General features: G+C 56.6%; 12 protein-coding genes and 1 pseudogene. 8 read left to right on the top strand and 5 right to left on the bottom strand.

Annotated elements, in window-relative coordinates:
* Nucleotides 1-98: 98 nt before the first annotated feature.
* Nucleotides 99-1631, bottom strand: coding sequence for a SpoVR family protein (locus V6944_RS00310; protein ID WP_185667685.1), 1533 nt, complete (start codon nt 1629-1631; stop codon nt 99-101).
* Nucleotides 1632-1951: 320 nt separating this feature from the next.
* Here V6944_RS00310 and V6944_RS00305 point away from each other — a divergent pair, with 320 nt between their 5' ends.
* From V6944_RS00305 to V6944_RS23295, 3 genes and pseudogenes are all read left to right on the top strand, one after another.
* The gene (locus tag V6944_RS00305) at nt 1952-3250 is read left to right on the top strand and encodes a D-amino acid dehydrogenase (protein WP_333497464.1); all 1299 of its coding nucleotides are present in this window, start codon (nt 1952-1954) and stop codon (nt 3248-3250) included.
* Between the two features lie 9 nt (nt 3251-3259).
* Nucleotides 3260-4330, top strand: a complete 1071-nt coding sequence (dadX, locus tag V6944_RS00300) for a catabolic alanine racemase DadX (RefSeq protein WP_333497463.1) — start codon at nt 3260-3262, stop codon at nt 4328-4330.
* 10 nt (nt 4331-4340) lie between these two features.
* Nucleotides 4341-4490: pseudogene (locus V6944_RS23295) on the top strand (hypothetical protein); the annotation flags it as partial.
* On the opposite strand, the gene V6944_RS00295 reads toward V6944_RS23295, so the two are convergent.
* A complete protein-coding gene (locus tag V6944_RS00295) occupies nt 4431-6164 on the bottom strand; it encodes a potassium/proton antiporter (RefSeq protein WP_333497462.1) in 1734 nt (577 codons plus the stop codon). The pseudogene V6944_RS23295 and the gene V6944_RS00295 overlap by 60 nt on opposite strands.
* 95 nt (nt 6165-6259) lie before the next feature.
* Nucleotides 6260-7174, bottom strand: a complete 915-nt coding sequence (ldcA, locus tag V6944_RS00290; protein WP_333497461.1) for a muramoyltetrapeptide carboxypeptidase — start codon at nt 7172-7174, stop codon at nt 6260-6262.
* A gap of 93 nt (nt 7175-7267) precedes the next feature.
* On the opposite strand from ldcA, the gene emtA reads away from it, so the two are divergent.
* Nucleotides 7268-7879 carry a membrane-bound lytic murein transglycosylase EmtA gene (emtA, locus tag V6944_RS00285; protein ID WP_220438857.1) on the top strand — a complete coding sequence of 204 codons (612 nt, stop codon included), beginning with the start codon at nt 7268-7270 and terminating at the stop codon, nt 7877-7879.
* Here the strand turns inward: emtA and ycgR are convergent, their stop codons facing one another.
* Entirely contained in the window at nt 7880-8611 is a 732-nt protein-coding gene (ycgR, locus tag V6944_RS00280) for a flagellar brake protein YcgR (protein WP_333497460.1), read from the bottom strand. It lies immediately after the preceding gene.
* A 270-nt stretch (nt 8612-8881) separates the two neighbouring features.
* Here ycgR and V6944_RS00275 point away from each other — a divergent pair, with 270 nt between their 5' ends.
* Both V6944_RS00275 and V6944_RS00270 read left to right on the top strand, forming a co-directional pair.
* A complete protein-coding gene (locus V6944_RS00275) occupies nt 8882-9136 on the top strand; it encodes a GlsB/YeaQ/YmgE family stress response membrane protein (protein WP_185667692.1) in 255 nt (84 codons plus the stop codon).
* Nucleotides 9137-9286: 150 nt separating this feature from the next.
* The gene (locus V6944_RS00270; RefSeq protein ID WP_333497459.1) at nt 9287-11395 is read left to right on the top strand and encodes a TonB-dependent siderophore receptor; all 2109 of its coding nucleotides are present in this window, start codon (nt 9287-9289) and stop codon (nt 11393-11395) included.
* A gap of 109 nt (nt 11396-11504) precedes the next feature.
* Here the strand turns inward: V6944_RS00270 and hpaX are convergent, their stop codons facing one another.
* A complete protein-coding gene (gene hpaX, locus V6944_RS00265) occupies nt 11505-12917 on the bottom strand; it encodes a 4-hydroxyphenylacetate permease (RefSeq protein WP_333497458.1) in 1413 nt (470 codons plus the stop codon).
* A gap of 257 nt (nt 12918-13174) precedes the next feature.
* Between hpaX and V6944_RS00260 the strand changes: the two genes are divergently transcribed.
* Both V6944_RS00260 and V6944_RS00255 read left to right on the top strand, forming a co-directional pair.
* Nucleotides 13175-13636, top strand: a complete 462-nt coding sequence (locus V6944_RS00260) for a MarR family winged helix-turn-helix transcriptional regulator (protein ID WP_333497457.1) — start codon at nt 13175-13177, stop codon at nt 13634-13636.
* A 334-nt stretch (nt 13637-13970) separates the two neighbouring features.
* The gene (locus V6944_RS00255; RefSeq protein ID WP_333497456.1) at nt 13971-15095 is read left to right on the top strand and encodes an amidase; all 1125 of its coding nucleotides are present in this window, start codon (nt 13971-13973) and stop codon (nt 15093-15095) included.
* The last annotated feature ends 79 nt before the right edge of the window (nt 15096-15174 follow it).

Here is a 15174-nt window from a genome sequence, read left to right as displayed (position 1 = left end):
TGTAGGCCGGATGGCGCTTCGCTTATCCGGCCTACAACAGAAAGGGAAGGCAGCCCCGGAGTCGGTGCTTTGCACCTCGTCCGGGCTACGATGCCAGGTTACAGCGCATTTGGTCGCGGTGGGCAGCGCTCCAGCAACTCCACGCTGCCGTCTGCATTCTGCTGCTCCAGATGCACATCAAACCCCCACAAACGATGCACATGCTTGAGCACCTCACGACGCCCTTTATCCAGCGGTGCACGATTATGCGGCACATAGCGTAGCGTCAGCGAGCGGTCGCCGCGCAAATCCACGTTCCACACCTGAATATTCGGCTCCAGATTGCTGAGGTTGTACTGGGATGAAAGCTGCGAACGAATCTCCCGATACCCCTCCTCGTTATGAATTGCCGAAATCTCCAGATAGTTATTACGATCGTCATCCAACACCGTGAACAGGCGGAAATCACGCATGATTTTCGGTGACAGGAACTGGCTGATAAAGCTCTCGTCTTTAAAATCACGCATCGCGAAGTGCAGGGTCGTGAGCCAGTCCGAGCCTGCGATGTCCGGGAACCAATACTTGTCTTCATCCGTTGGGTTCTGACAGATACGCTTAATATCCTGGAACATGGCGAAGCCCAGCGCATACGGGTTAATGCCGCTATACCACGGACTGTTGTACGGCGGCTGATACACCACGTTGGTGTGGCTGTGCAGGAATTCGAGCATAAAGCGCTCGGTCACTTTCCCCTCATCATACAGATGGTTGAGGATGGTGTAGTGCCAGAAGGTCGCCCAGCCTTCGTTCATCACCTGGGTCTGCTTCTGCGGATAAAAATACTGGCTGACCTTGCGCACAATGCGCAGGATTTCACGCTGCCACGACTCCAGCAGCGGCGCGTTCTTCTCCATAAAGTAGAGCAGGTTTTCCTGCGGCTCAGACGGATAGCGGTGCGCCGACTCGACGGCTTTCTCTTCATCGCGCTTCGGCAGGGTGCGCCACAGCATATTCACCTGGCTTTGCAGGTACTCTTCACGGCTCTTCTGCCGCGCTTTCTCTTCCTGCATGGAAATCTTCGATGGCCGTTTGTAGCGGTCTACCCCGTAGTTCATCAGTGCGTGACAGGAATCGAGCAGGCGCTCTACCTCGTCCACGCCATAGCGCTCTTCGCAGTCGGCAATGTATTTGCGGGCGAACAGCAGGTAGTCGACGATGGAGCTGGCATCGGTCCAGCTACGGAACAGATAGTTGTTTTTAAAGAAGGAGTTGTGGCCGTAGCAGGCGTGCGCCATCACCAGCGCCTGCATGGTGACGGTGTTCTCTTCCATCAGGTAGGCGATACACGGGTTGGAGTTGATCACAATCTCGTAGGCCAGTCCCTGCTGCCCATGCTTATAGCCGCGCTCGGTCTCAATAAATTTTTTGCCAAAGGACCAGTGCGTGTAGTTAATCGGCATCCCGACGCTGGAGTACGCATCCATCATCTGCTCGGAGGTGATGACTTCAATCTGATGCGGGTAGGTGTCTAACCGGTACAGCTTCGCCACCCGGTCGATCTCCGCCAGGTAGGTTTCGAGCAGCGGAAACGTCCAATCGGGTCCATCGCTCAGACGAGTGGTGTCCTTATTCATCGAGTCAATCGTAGCCATTAGCGCGCCCTCATTGTTGGCGACTCTCTCTGTCTGGAGAGCCTCTCTTCAAGAATAGAACACCGCAGAAATTCTGTAACAAGCGCCATTTCTTTTCTTCATGATTTATTCATTTTGATAGCGCTTATTTTTCATATTTGCAGAGTTTTATGCTGACAAAAAATAGAGGGTAGCAGGAGATATCAAATTCTCCGTTACCCCGCATGGTGGGCACTCTGTGAGGTAAGTCACCATAAAAAAAGCATATGTTGAATAATATTTTCATCTGGGTTATCAATTTGTAATTAGATGATTGTTCTTTTACTCATTCTGGAGTGGCTATGCACATTGTCATACTGGGAAGTGGCGTGGTTGGCGTAACCAGCGCCTGGTATTTAAGTCAGGCGGGGCATCAGGTTACGGTGATCGACAGGGAAGCCGGTCCGGCGCTGGAAACCAGCGCGGCCAACGCGGGGCAAATTTCACCGGGCTACGCGGCGCCGTGGGCGGCACCCGGGGTGCCGCTGAAGGCGATTAAATGGATGTTCCAGCGCCACGCGCCGCTGGCGATCCGTCTGGACGGCACCGGCTTCCAGCTGAAGTGGATGTGGCAGATGCTGCGTAACTGCGACACCCGCCACTACATGGAAAACAAAGGGCGGATGGTGCGGCTGGCCGAGTACAGCCGTGACTGCCTGAAAACGCTGCGTGAAACCACCGGTATTGCCTATGAAGGGCGACAGGGCGGCACGCTGCAGCTTTTCCGTACCGAACAACAGTATGAAAACGCCACCCGCGATATCGCAGTGCTGGAAGATGCGGGCGTCCCGTATCAGTTGCTCGAAGCTTCACGCCTGGCGGAAGTCGAACCGGCACTGGCGGAAGTGGCCCACAAACTGACCGGCGGCCTGCGTCTGCCGAACGATGAAACCGGCGACTGTCAGCTCTTCACCCAGCGACTGGCGAAAATGGCCGAACAGGCAGGCGTGACGTTCCGCTTTAATACCCCGGTCGACAGCCTGATTCAGGAAGGCGATCGCATCGTTGGCGTGAAGTGCGGTGACGAACTGGTGAAAGCCGATGCCTACGTCATGGCCTTCGGTTCCTATTCAACCGCGATGCTGAAAGGGCTGGTGGATATTCCGGTTTACCCGTTAAAGGGCTACTCGCTGACCATCCCTATCGTCGAGGAGAGCGGTGCGCCGGTGTCGACCATCCTCGACGAAACCTACAAAATCGCCATTACCCGCTTTGATAACCGTATCCGCGTCGGCGGCATGGCGGAGATCGTCGGCTTTAATACCGAACTGCTGCAACCGCGCCGCGAGACGCTGGAGATGGTGGTGGGGGATCTCTTCCCGCGCGGCGGTAAAATCGAAGAGGCCACCTTCTGGACCGGCCTGCGTCCAATGACCCCAGACGGCACGCCGGTGGTGGGCAAAACCGCGTTTAAAAATCTGTGGCTCAATACCGGTCACGGCACGCTGGGCTGGACCATGTCCTGCGGCTCCGGTCAGTTGTTGAGTGATTTAATGTCTGGCCGAATGCCGGCTATCCCCTATGATGATCTTAGCGTTGCACGCTATTCGCCGGGCTTTACCCCGGCACATCCTCAGCATTTGCATGGCGCACACCAATAAGGAGAACGCATGTCACGTCCCGTGCTCGCCACGATTGATTTGCAGGCGCTGAAGCAGAATCTGGGCATTGTCCGCCGGGCGGCGGGCGGTGCTCGCGTCTGGTCGGTGGTGAAAGCTAACGCCTACGGCCACGGATTGGATCGCATCTGGAATGCGCTGCGGGAAACCGACGGCTTTGCGATGCTCAACCTTGAAGAGGCCATTTTGCTGCGCGAACGCGGCTGGAAAGGGCCGATTCTGCTGCTGGAAGGTTTCTTCCATGCCGATGAGCTGGAGCTGTTTGATAAGTACCGCCTGACCACCAGCGTACACAGCAACTGGCAGATTAAGGCGTTACAGAACGCGCGTCTGCATGCGCCGATTGATGTCTATCTCAAGGTGAACAGCGGCATGAACCGCCTCGGTTTTGCGCCGGAGCGCATCCACACCGTGTGGCAGCAGCTACGGGGTATTAGCAACGTTAGCACCATAACGCTGATGTCGCACTTTGCCCAGTCGGAACTGACCGACGGCGTGGCGGAGCCGATGCTGCGTATCGAACAGGCCGCTGAAGGGCTGGAGTGCCCGCGCTCGCTCGCCAACTCGGCGGCAACGCTCTGGCACCCTGAGACCCACTTTGATTGGGTGCGGCCGGGCATTGTGCTCTACGGTGCTTCGCCGTCCGGGCAGTGGCAGGATATTGCCAATACCGGGCTGAAGCCGGTGATGAGCCTCAGCAGCCAGATTATTGGTATTCAGACTCTGAAGCCGGGCGATGCCGTCGGTTACGGCAGCCGCTACCGCGCCAAAGAGGAGCAACGTATCGGTATCGTGGCCTGTGGTTATGCCGACGGCTATCCGCGCATTGCCGCCAACGGCACGCCGGTGCTGGTGGACGGTATCCGAACCGGCACCGTCGGGGCTATCTCGATGGATATGCTGGCGGTGGATTTAACGCCGTGTCCGCAGGCGGGAATTGGTACGGCGGTGGAGCTGTGGGGGCAGGAGATTAAGATTGATGAAGTGGCCGCCAGCGCGGGCACCGTCGGTTACGAGCTGATGTGCGCTCTGGCGCCGCGTGTGCCTGTTGTGACAGTGTAACTTTTGTAAGATTGCCCGGTGGCGCTACGCTTACCGGGCCTACAGGTTCGGCATTGTTATTGTAGGCCGGATAAGCGCAGCGCCATCCGGCAATAACACACTACTCCGATTCTTCCTCAGCTACCCGCACGCCAACCTTCAGCACCTGATTTTCCTCTTTCTCCGCTACCGTCCACACCATACCGGCAAACTCCACCTGGTCACCCACGACCGGTGCTGCCCCCAGCAGATGCTCGACGATATCCCCCAGTGACTGCTGGTTATCGCGGAACTCTTCACCACCGTCGAGACCATAAATCATGGCCACGTCGGCGAACTTCGCCCCGGCTTCAAGAATAAAGTCGCCGAAGAAACTTTGATCCAGCGCGACCGGCGGTGACTGGCTGAACATTTTACCGAGCGACGGCAGGTCTCGTTCGCGGCCAATGACGCACAGAATATCGTTTTCCCGCAGTCGGGTACTGCCGGTTGGGTGCAGCAGCACATTATCGCGGAACAGCGCAGCGATCCGCGTTTCCGGCGGCATATGCAGGTCGCGCAGCGCGGCGCCGACGCACCATTTCTCGGCGCTCAGCTGATAGACAAACTGCTCCCACGGATTTTCCGGGTGGATATCCAGCCCGACGCGCGAGATAGGCCAGCCAACCGGTGGCACCACCACTTTGGCTTTTTTCGCCGCCCAGGAGAGCGAGGTACCCTGTAAGAGCAACGATACCAGCACCACGAAGAAGGCGACGTTAAAGAACAGACGCGCGTTCTCAAGCCCAGCCATCATCGGGAAAACGGCCAAAATGATCGGCACCGCGCCGCGCAGACCAACCCAACTGATAAACGTGCGCTCGCGCAAATTAAAACCGCGGAACGGCAGCAGCCCGGCGAATACCGACAGCGGACGGGCGATAAAAATCATCCAGATAGAGAGCAGCAGCGCCGGAATGGCGATCGGCAGCAGATCGGACGGCGTTACCAGCAGCCCCAGCACCAGGAACATGGCGATTTGCGCTAGCCATGCCAGGCCATCGAAGTTTTGCAGAATGCCGAAGCGGTTGCGAATTGGCCGGTTACCGAGCAGGAAGCCGCACAGGTAGACCGCCAGAATACCGCTGCCGTCAAGCGAGGTGGTGACGGCGAAAATCATGATCCCGCCGCTGAGCGCCAGTAGCGGATAGAGCCCGGCGGGCAGGGCGATGCGGTTGATCATCTGCAACAGCAGATAGCCGCCAGCGCCGCCAATCAGAATACCGAGGCCGAACTGTTGAATAATGTGCACCAGGAACATCCAGCTCAGCCCGCTTTCGTGCTGCTGGATCATCTCGATAAGCGTAATGGTCAGAAACACCGCCATCGGGTCGTTACTGCCGGACTCGATCTCAAGGGTTGAACCTACGCGTTCGTTCAGCCCTTTGCCGCCGAGCAGTGAAAACACCGCCGCCGCATCGGTTGAGCCGACAATCGCGCCGATCAGCATCCCTTCCATTATATCGAGCTTGAACAGCCACGCCGCCATCATCCCGGTCAGCCCGGAGGTGATCAGCACCCCGACGGTCGCCAGCGACAGCGCCGGGCCTAAGGCAACGCGAAAGGAGCTGGCCTGGGTGCGCATCCCGCCGTCAAGCAGGATCACCGCCAGCGCCAGGTTACTGACCATATAGGCGAAAGGGTAGTTATCGAAGGGGATGCCGCCGATGCCGTCAACGCCCGCCAGCATGCCGATGGCTAAGAAGATAACCAGAATAGGGATACCGAGACGGGAAGAAAATGAGCTTAAGAGAATACTGCAGGTTACTAAGACTGAACCCAAAATAAAGAGACTAATGACTGCCGTGGCGTCCAATGTTCACGCACTCCCCGATAACGTACAAGCTAGTTACAAAACGTTACCATAATTGCGGCGTGAACAGTGGATTAATAAAGGGTGATTATTGTTTTTTATTCAGCTAATACCGGATGTCCGGTGAGGGTGAGTCGGGATTGCCCGGCGGCGTGGCAAAGTTGCGCCTGCGCGCCGAGGGCCAGCGTCACCGTCCGTTGCTCATGGCCAAAGTCGAGGCCGCTGATGACCGGAATCGACAGGCGTGAGCGCAGATAGTCGTACATCGATTCAAGCGAGTACCCGGCATCGTAATCGTTCGGGTTAGCACCGGTAAAGCTGCCCAGCACAATCGCGCGCTGGCGTGGCAGGATCCCAGCGTACAGCAGCTGTAACAGCATACGTTCAACGCGGAACGGGTGTTCATTAATATCCTCAAGCACCAGAATGCCGTCGCGAATTTCCGGCATCCACGGCGTGCCGATAAGCGAGGCGATCATCGCCAGGTTGCCGCCCCACAGCGTGCCCGCCGCTTCGCAGTCGGGGCCATCTCCCTGCCATTCCACGCTATAGGTCGGTTGGCGCAGTGCCTTCCAGAAGTGCTGTTCGGTAAAGTCGTTCAGCGTTTCCGCGCCGAAGTTTCCCGCCAGCATCGGGCCGCTAAAGGTGATGACGTTGCCAGCGGCCAGCAGGCCAAACTGAATGGCGGTGAAATCGCTGTGGCCGCAGATCAGCAGCGGATCCTGCTGCTGACGGGCAACCAGCGCCTGCCAGTCAATGCTGTCCAGCAGGCGGCTAGCGCCATAGCCGCCGCGCACCGGCATGACGATACGGTTCTTACCCTTAAGGGTCGCCAGCGCGTTGATATCGTGCAGGCGCTCAGCCTCCACCCCGGCAAAACGGCGGTCGCGGCGGGCGATAACCTGCTGATTTTCCACCTGATGCCCGGCCTCTTCTAATCGCTTAACCCCGCACTGCGCGGCAGACTGATTGATGCAATAACCGGAAGGGGCGACGAGATGAAACTGAGACATGGCATTTCCTTGCTGATAGTGAAACGAGTATCATGCCGCCTGAGCCCATGGTTGTCATTAACGGCGGCACAGTTCAGCTAAAAGGATAGATGCGTGAAATTGAGATGGTTTGCTTTTTTAATTGTATTACTTGCAGGGTGCAGTTCTAAATCGGATTACCGTAACCCGCCCTGGAATCCCGAAGTGCCGGTGAAACGAGCAATGCAGTGGATGCCTATCAGCGAAAAAGCCGGTGCGGCCTGGGGCGTAAGCCCACGCCTGATAACCGCGATTATCGCCGTAGAGTCCGGCGGTAACCCGTCGCTTGTCAGTAAATCGAACGCGGTGGGTCTGATGCAGCTGAAAGCCTCCACCTCGGGTCTGGACGTCTATCGCTACATGGGCTGGAGCGGACAGCCGTCGACCAGCGAGCTGAAAAACCCGGAACGTAATATCTCGATGGGCGCCGCTTATCTGAGCATTCTGGAACACGGTTCGCTTGCCGGGATCACCGACCCGGAAGTGATGCAGTACGCGCTGGTGGTATCCTATGCTAACGGTGCAGGTGCGCTGCTGCGCACCTTCTCATCGGACCGTAAAAAGGCCATTGCGGAAATTAACGACATGGATAAGGACGAATTCTTCGACCACGTGGTGAAGAATCACCCAGCACCGCAGGCGCCACGCTATATCTGGAAAGTTCAGAAAGCGATGGATGCGATGTAATTAACGGACGTTATTCGCCCGTTCGCGCGCTTCACGCTCCAGCGAAAAGATAATGCGCTGGAGCGAGCGCTCAAGCACCGGATTCATATGCAGAAAACGGAAGCTTAAGCGCGGCGTGACGATAGTTTCATTCTTGCTGTCCACCACCTTGCGTTCGCTGATTGCCAGCAGCTGCGCATCAAAACGAAAACGCCCCCACTGCGCCATATCCAGCTCGATCTCTTTGAGTTCCATTCCGGAAATCAAGCCGTCCGGCGGTGGTGCATCCAGCAGTGCGCCCATGCCGCCAAGCGACAGATCGAACAGACGAAAGCGCAGCGTGCTCTTATCCGGCAGCGTGGCTTTACCAAAATAGGGCGGATGCAGCGGCGCGGGAATACGGAAAAATTCGCGACGCTGAATAAACCAGACCGTCGGCGGGGTGGGCATCACGAACGCGGGCAGGCTTTGATAATCCTCCACCTGCATCTGCGGCACCGTAAACTCTATTTTTGCGCCGTTGGTTTCGGCAACCATGGTAATGTTTTTGGCCGAGCGGGCCGCGACGTTGTCCTCATCACGGCTACCGAAATCGATAACCAGACGCTGCTGGCTGACATCAAGAATACGACTAATAAACTGGTGGGACGACCAGCTAACGCGCAGCGCGGCGTTAGCCTGCTGAAGATCGCGCAGAACGCTTAACACGGCTAATGGGTTTTGCTTTAAAAACTGTGTGTTGTGCTCACTCACCTGGAATGGCTCCTGAATGGCAGAGGCTTTATGTTTTATCGGCTTACGAAAATATAACTTCAGCGCCCAAATGAAAAAAATTAACATCTTCGCAGCTTTTGGCTGCCCAAAGCACTTAAGACAGTGCTTACGTCAATATTCGTATTTATCCGTATAAAATATCATCGCCTTGCCAGGTTTTTTAAGAACAATTACCTATACTTGAAGTATTAGCGGCGCAGAATGTCGGCGCTTTTATGGCTGTTTAATGGAACTGAAGAGGTGGGAAAAATGGGTATTATTACCTGGATTATTTTTGGTCTGATTGCCGGTGTTATTGCCAAACTGATTATGCCGGGGCGTGATGGGGGCGGATTCATCCTCACCTGCATCCTGGGGATAGTCGGTGCGGTGGTGGGCGGCTGGTTAGCGACCACGTTTGGCCTCGGCGGCAGTGTCACCGGTTTTAACCTGCACAGCTTCCTGGTTGCCGTCGTCGGTGCCATCGTTGTGCTGGGGGTTTTCCGCCTGATTCGCCGCGAATAATCATGTCTCTCAACGGCCCCGCAAGGGGCCGTTCTTCGTTTTATCCCCCGCGTTGTCCCCCATTTCGTCGCTGTCTTCATTTTTATGTTGAACTACAAACACAAATGATAATAATTATCGTTCTTTGTTTGAATTGAGTTCGTCTATAAAATGAAAAGAACCGTTTTTCGTCGTTGTACGCTGTCAGGGATGATTGCCGTTGCCCTTTCCACATCAGCCTGGGCTGATAAAAATGAAACCACGATGGTCGTTACGGGCTCAGGCGAGAGTAGTGAACTCCCGGCCTGGACCAATAGCGCCACCAAATCTGCGGTGGCAGAGAGCAAAACGCCGCAGGTGATCAACACCATCAGCCAGCATGAAATCAGCGAGCGGCACGCGACGTCGGTTAACGAAATTCTGCGCTATGCACCGGGCGTATCGACGGAATCTCGCGGTAGCACCACCTACATGAGCGAATACAAAATTCGTGGTTTCACCGTGGATAACGAGTTCTATAATGGCCTGCAGCTGCCTTATAACGTCACCGGCAATACCAAAGCGCGCATCGACCCGCTGCTGGTTGAGAGCGTGGATATTCTCAAAGGGCCATCCTCCGTGCTGTATGGCAACGGCTCGCCGGGCGGGCTGGTCAATATTCAGGGCAAAAAGCCGCAGACCACGCCGCGCACCGAGGTCGGCTTTAATACTGGCACTCGTAATCTGAAAGAGGGGTATCTCGATTCTACCGGGCGTATTGCCGACAGCGACTGGAGCTATCGCCTGCTGGGGAAAGCGACGGAGGGCGACGATCAGCCGCACACCACCCGCACTGAGGATTATTTGGTCGCGCCGAGCGTCACCTGGCAGCCGAGCGATAAAACCCGGTTGACCATTGACGCGTTGGCGCAGAACACCCCAAGCCTGACGCCGTCTAACCCGCTGCCGCTCTCTTATCTGCGCTCAAGCTATGCCGGTAAGCGCGATTATGCGGGCGATAAATGGAGCGGATTTAAGCAACGGCAGTGGATGGTGGGCTACAGCTTTGAGCATGAGTTTGATAGCGGCTGGGGCATTGCGCAGAAGGCGCGCTACTTCGACATCGACAGCCACCAGAACAGCATCTACTCGACGGGGAATACGGGGAATCCCGTTTATGCGTTAAATCGTTTCGCCTACACCACGGATGAAGACCTCCATAGCTTCAATATCGATAACCAGGTCACGCGCACCTTCGCCTTTGGTGACTGGCAGCACCATCTGTTGGCCGGGTTTGACTACCAGAAGCTGAATTCGCACTACCACTATCGCTATGCGACCACGTCGCCGGATATTGATATGCGCAATCCGGATTTCGGCCAGGTCAATGAAGACGCGCTGGGGCTTTACACGGCACAGAAAAACCGTCTCTCCTACAACCAAAAAGGGTACTACCTTCAGGATCAGGTTGAGTTTGGCGGCCTGAACCTGCTCGCCAGCCTGCGCTATGACCAGTACCAGTCGGCCACCACCGATTACCTGAACGACGACCAGAAGACGTGGATTTCTCAGGATAGGGTCACCAAACGTCTGGGGGCGCTGTACGCCTTTGATAACGGTCTTTCGCCGTTCATCAGCTATTCAGAAGGGTTTAAGCCGGTATCACCGGCGCGTAACCTGACGGCCGATCAGGTGAAACCCACCACCAGTAAGCAGGTTGAGGGGGGCGTGAAGTATCTGCTGGCCGACTATGCCACCACCTTCACCGCCTCGGTGTTTAACATCAAGCAGAAAAACGTTCTGAGTCTGGATCCGAGCTGGAACTACCATCAGACCGGGGAGATTGAGTCGAAAGGGGCAGAGCTGTCGGCGGTTAGCCGACCAACCGATAACATCAACCTGATCGCCAACTACGCCTACACGCACGCCATTAACACCGAAGATGAAACCTATCAGGGTAAACGCCCAACGCAGGTACCGGAAAACGCCTTTAACCTGTGGGGCGATTACACCTTCGATCAGAGCGCGGTACGCGGGCTGACGATAGGGGCCGGGTTGCGCTACACCGGGCCGATGGAGATTGCACCGGATAACACCGCGGGCAAGCTGGGTGGCACCACGCAGTATGATATGTCGGTGTCTTACGATATGTCGGCGGTGGACAGCAGCCTGGCAGGGCTGATGCTCAAGGCCAGCGCGCAAAACCTGACCAACAAAGAGACGTTGACCTGCTATGACAGCACCAACTGCTGGATAGGTCGTGACCGGACGGTACAGGTAGGGGCGAGCTACACCTTCTGATCTGGACGAGCCTGTCCCGGCGTCGCTTCGCTCGGCCGGGCTACATTACCTCGTTGCCGCTTTGCTCGGCCGGGCTACGTGATGATTTCGGGTAGCCCGGACGAGGCGTTTACGCCGACTCCGGGGCGGCACCGACCGTATCGGACTGCCGCTGCGTCGCCTTCATCGGAATAAACGCGATAATCACCGCGCCCAGCACCAGGAACCCGGCGACCATATAGATCCCCGCGTTAAAGCTGCCGGTCACGTCCTTCATCAGCCCCATCAGCAGTGGCCCCAGCGCCGCGCCGGTCATCCCGGTGCCGTTAATCACCGCAATACCCAGCGCACGAGCGCGCAGCGACAGCGCTCTGTCCGGCGTGGTCCAGAAAATCACCATCGCGGCAAACGCCCCCATCGACGCCATCACAATGCCGGTAAACTGCAGCGGTGGGTAAGGGCTGGTGGCGGTCAGCACCCAGCCTGCGGCGGCGAACAGATACGGCAGCAGGGTATGCAGTTTACGTTCGTTATGGCGGTCAGAACGCTTGCTCCACCAGACCATCCCGACAATGGTACAGACCTGAGGAATGGCGCTAAGCAGGCCAATGGTGACGTTGCTGCTTTCGGCGTTAAAGCTACGCAGAATCAACGGCGTCCAGACGCTTAGCGCACTGAGCGTATTGGTCAGGCAAAAGTAGGCCAGCGTGTAGAGCATGATGGTGGGCGTCATCAGCTCGCGCATCACGCTCTTTTGCCCCACCGACGCGGCCTGAATCGCGCTTTGTGTTTGCAGCGCGCTTTGGCGGTCGGCCTCCATCATCTCCTCGAGGCAGGCTTTATCGTCGTCGGTCAGCCATTTCGCCTTCGACGGGCTATCATCAAGCCAGAACCAGACCACCAGACCGAGCAGCACCGACGGGAAGCCTTCCAGCAGGAACAACCACTGCCAGCCCTTGAGATTCAACATGCCGTCCATGTTGAGAATATAGCCGGAGGCCAGCGACCCCAGCGCCATCGTCACCGGCATGGCAATCATAAACAGGGCGTTGGCGCGGGCGCGATAATGCGCCGGGAACCAATAGGTTAAGTAGTAGAGCAGGCCGGGCAGGAAGCCCGCTTCGGCGATCCCGACCAGCATACGCAGCGCATACAGGCTATTTGGCCCGGTGGCGAATAGGGTCGCGGTCGAGGCGATGCCCCAGACAATCATCAGGACGGCAATCCAGCGGCGAGCGCCAACGATGGTCAGCATCACGTTGCTGGGAATACCGCACACCACGTACATCACGTAAAACAGCGTCGTCGCCAGACCAAACATGGTGCTGGTGAGTCCCAGGTCTTTGCCCATGGTCAGGCCGGCAAAGCCGATGTTAATGCGGTCGAGGTAAGAAAAGACAAACAGCACGAATAAAAACACGATTAACCGACGGAAAAGCTTATTGATAACCGCCTGCTGACGCGGGTTCAGCGGCTGCTGCGCCGGGGGCGGAGTGGCAAGCTCCCCGTCGCGTTTGTGTCCCAGAGAAGGGCTATCGTTCATGAAAAGCTCCACATTGTGATTATTAGTATGGGTGCCGTGCAGGCTGCTAACGTATAGAAAATAGCCGCTGAAGATGTCAATTTTCCGTGTGCAAAATGATACGTAATTGTTATGTGTGTGGCATTTGTGAATCATAATGAGATCTGCGTCGCTTTCATTGACGCGTCATTGTGGTTTGCGGCAAAAAGGGGTCAGGACGGGCGGAAAGACAAAGCGTATAATCATAAAATCTGAAGTTTTTTGGGGTAAGGAAACGCATGGGTTATATAAAAAAAGTATCGGAAGACGCCGTCTTTCATCGCGAAGAGTTTCCGTTCTACTGGATTGTTAACGTCTATGCGCGTTACACCCAAACCGTAGAGGTCGCCCTGAAAAAGATTGGCCTGGATGTTTCCCGCTTTCGCGTGCTGATGATCACTCACCAGTACGGAGAAGCGAGTATTTCGCAAATCTCCGAATACGCGCTGGCGAAAATGCCGACGGTAACCAAAATCGTTGGTCGCCTGCGCGAGGATGGGCTGGTCACGACCGCTAACAGCGTCCATGACGCCCGCGTGACGGTGGTGATGCTCACGGAAACTGGCCAGCAGAAGGTGGCGGAAGCGATGCCGCTGGTGGGCAAGATTTTTGACAAAGGCTTTAAGGGGATAAGCGCCAGTCAGGTAGAGAAAATGAACCTGACGCTGTCAAAAGTGCTGGATAATCTTAACGAGCTGTAGCCCGCCACACGGCACAATGACAAAATTGTGACTGGTGTAGAAAAATATCATAACTCGCTGTAAATAAACCCTTTTATGACGACCACCGCTGAAGAACACTTCAGCGGTAACGCCCTCCCTTATGCCGAAATTTGCTATGTAATTCATCAGGCTGCATGAGTAACCCTGTCAATTAAAAGGTTAATGAATTGTTATATCATGGTAAATTTAACGTGAAAATTTACTTGAATTTTCATCTAAATATTCCATAGTGATTAACTATCGGACAGGGCAAAAAAGCAGCATCGACTGCGCGCCTGAATATGATTCATTTTTTCTGGTTAAGGTGTTAATCATGCAGCCAGTTTGTGAAAGCAATGGGTTTATCGAACGGTTCACCCTCGGTGAGGGCGACCTGAGTTTTGCCGTCAAAGACACGCTGGACGTGGCGGGATTCCGCACCCAGGCGGGTTGTCCGGCGCTGGCTGATACGCCGGTTGCCGCCCAGCATGCAAGCGTCGTCGCCACCCTGCTGGCTAACGCCTGCGTTCTGGCGGGGAAAACCACGCTGCACGAACTGGCGTTTGGCGTCACCGGCATTAATCCCTGGAGCGGCACGCCAGTGAATCCGCGCTTTCCGTCGCTGATCCCCGGCGGTTCCTCCAGCGGTTCGGCTACCGTGGTGGCGGCGGGCGAGGTCGATTTTTCCCTCGGCACCGACACCGGCGGTTCGGTACGCATGCCGGCGGCCTGCTGCGGGATCTTCGGCCTGAAACCGGGCTACGGCGTGCTGAGCCGTCAGGGCGTGATGCCTGCCGCTAGTTCGCTGGACAGCGTGGGCCTGTTTACCCGCGACACACATACCCTTCGTCAGGCGCTGAACCGCCTGCACATTGCCGTCGAATCCCCGCTGGACGCGCTGCCAGCCATCACCTTTATCCCGGCGGCGCTGCCGGAAATCGATGCCGCGCTGCTGTGCTTTCTTGCCGAAGCGGGCGTGCAGTCCGCGCAGGGTGAACTGCCAACGCTTGTTGATGCCCATCTCGCGGGCGTCGCCATTATCAGCCATGAAAACTGGCAGGCCTTTAGCCCGCTGCTGATAGAGGAGTCCGTCTCCCAGGACGTTGCTACCCGCATTCGCGCTGGCGGGTTGGTCACCGCCGAAGCACTGTCCCAGGCAGAGCAGGTACGCCGCCGCTTTAGCGACGATGTCGATGCGCTGCTTGCCGACACACCGCTGCTGGCGCTGGCCACCTTGCCGGAGCTGCCGCCAACGCTTACCGAGGCGAACGATCCGCTCAGCGTGGTCAACCTGACCCGGCTGGTGAGGCCGTTTAACCTCAGCGGACACCCGGCGCTCACGCTGCCTGCAGGCACGCTTGATGGTCGACCGATTGCGCTGCAATTGGTGGCCCGCAAAGGTGCTGAAGGGCTGCTGGTGCAGGCCGCCGAGTGGCTCGCGGCTCGAACGCGCCGCTAACCTCACTCGCTTTACCTTTTCCCTGATGACTCAGTGAGTTCGACTCATTGCGGCCTCGTTCGCCCGGCGAACGGCTGCC

It is taken from the genome of Kluyvera sp. CHPC 1.2972 (assembly GCF_036759925.1).
Lineage (GTDB): Bacteria > Pseudomonadota > Gammaproteobacteria > Enterobacterales > Enterobacteriaceae > Kluyvera.
This window is presented reverse-complemented; position numbering and strand designations above follow the sequence as displayed.

Bases quoted from the DNA above. Each gene is read 5' to 3' on its own strand.
- ldcA (WP_333497461.1), bottom strand. From the start codon at position 7,174: ATGTCTCAGTTTCATCTCGTCGCCCCTTCCGGTTATTGCATCAATCAG.
- V6944_RS00310 (WP_185667685.1), bottom strand. From the start codon at position 1,631: ATGGCTACGATTGACTCGATGAATAAGGACACCACTCGTCTGAGCGAT.
- V6944_RS00305 (WP_333497464.1), top strand. From the start codon at position 1,952: ATGCACATTGTCATACTGGGAAGTGGCGTGGTTGGCGTAACCAGCGCC.
- V6944_RS00275 (WP_185667692.1), top strand. From the start codon at position 8,882: ATGGGTATTATTACCTGGATTATTTTTGGTCTGATTGCCGGTGTTATT.
- V6944_RS00270 (WP_333497459.1), top strand. From the start codon at position 9,287: ATGAAAAGAACCGTTTTTCGTCGTTGTACGCTGTCAGGGATGATTGCC.
- hpaX (WP_333497458.1), bottom strand. From the start codon at position 12,917: ATGAACGATAGCCCTTCTCTGGGACACAAACGCGACGGGGAGCTTGCC.
- dadX (WP_333497463.1), top strand. From the start codon at position 3,260: ATGTCACGTCCCGTGCTCGCCACGATTGATTTGCAGGCGCTGAAGCAG.
- V6944_RS00260 (WP_333497457.1), top strand. From the start codon at position 13,175: ATGGGTTATATAAAAAAAGTATCGGAAGACGCCGTCTTTCATCGCGAA.
- V6944_RS00255 (WP_333497456.1), top strand. From the start codon at position 13,971: ATGCAGCCAGTTTGTGAAAGCAATGGGTTTATCGAACGGTTCACCCTC.